2 protein-coding genes are annotated in these 1280 nt (G+C 74.6%); both read right to left on the reverse strand.

Annotation, left to right across the window (positions count from 1 at the left end):
- Positions 1-63 precede the first annotated feature (63 nt).
- Positions 64-1080 (reverse strand): AAA family ATPase, encoded by a 1017-nt coding sequence (locus PROKR_RS33815; RefSeq protein ID WP_245605690.1) that lies wholly within the window; start codon positions 1078-1080, stop codon positions 64-66.
- Position 1081: 1 nt separating this feature from the next.
- Positions 1082-1280, reverse strand: a 199-nt coding sequence (locus tag PROKR_RS33820) for a hypothetical protein (RefSeq protein ID WP_036959706.1), incomplete at its 5' end; no start/stop codon positions are given.

A 1280-nucleotide genomic window follows, 5' to 3' on the forward strand; every position in this document is an offset into this window, starting at 1 on the left:
GGCGGCCGTCGGCGCGTTCGCCGCGGGACGTGCGGCCGGCCGAGACGATGACGCCGCCGACGGTCATGCGTTCCGGACCGTGGTGGGGGTGGGCACGGTGTGCAGCAGGTCGGTGACGACGTCCTGGGGCCGGGTGGCCGACGCCCAGGCGGTCGGGGTGAGGGTGATGCGGTGGGCGAGCACGGGGACGGCGACGCGTTTGACGTCCTCGGGCAGCACGTAGTCACGTCCGTCCAGGACGGCGACGGCGCGGGCCAGGAGCACGAGGTTCTGCGAGCCGCGGGGCGAGGCGCCGACCTCGAGGGCGGTGTGGCCGCGGGTGGCGGCGGCCAGGTCGACGCAGTAGCGCACGACGTCGGGATCGACGGGCACGGCCTCTGTGCCGGCCTGCATCGCGAGCACGGTGGCGGGATCGACGACCTGGCCCACCGGGGCGGCCTCCTGTCGGCGGGCCAGCCGTCGGTTGAGGACCTCGGCCTCCTGGGTGGCGTCGGGGTAGCCGACGGCGAGGCGGACCATGAACCGGTCGAGCTGCGCCTCGGGCAGCGGGTAGGTGCCCTCGTACTCGACGGGGTTGGACGTGGCCAGCACGTGGAAGGGCCTGGGTAGTGGGCGGCTGGTGCCCTCGATGGAGACCTGCCGCTCGGCCATGGCCTCCAGCAGCGCGGACTGCGTCTTGGGCGCGGTGCGGTTGATCTCGTCGGCGAGGAACAGTCCTGTGAACACGGGACCGGGCCGGAACTCGAAGGTGCGGGTGGCGGGGTCGAACACGGACGAGCCCGTGATGTCGGCCGGCAGCAGGTCGGGTGTGCACTGCAGGCGCGCGAAGTCGAGGCCGAGCGCCGCGGCCAGGGACCGGGCGGCGAGGGTCTTGCCGAGCCCTGGCACGTCCTCGAACAGGACGTGCCCGCCTGCCAGGATGGTCGCGAGCGCCACCTGGAGGGCGTCGCGCATCCCGACGACGGCGGTGCCGACCTCGGCCAGGACCTGTTCGCCGAGTGCGGCGACGTCGGCGACGGGCAGGGGCCCGGGTGTGTGCGGGCCGGTGGGGGCGGCGGCGTTCAGGTCGGGGTCGTTCAGGTCAGGCACGGTTCTCCTCGGGGGTGGTCGTGTCCGGTTCGGTGCCCGGGCCGGGTGCCGTGCGGGCCGTGCGGGTGGCGGGCGCGGGTCCCAGGCGTTCGACGGCGTCGAGCCAGGTCTGCAGGGTGCGGGCGGTGGGCGACTCGCGGGACGCGAGCTGCGCGACGACGCGGGTGCCGAGCAGGTTTTCGATCTCGGCC

Source organism: Promicromonospora kroppenstedtii DSM 19349, assembly GCF_000515355.1.
Classification (GTDB): Bacteria; Actinomycetota; Actinomycetes; order Actinomycetales; family Cellulomonadaceae; genus Promicromonospora; species Promicromonospora kroppenstedtii.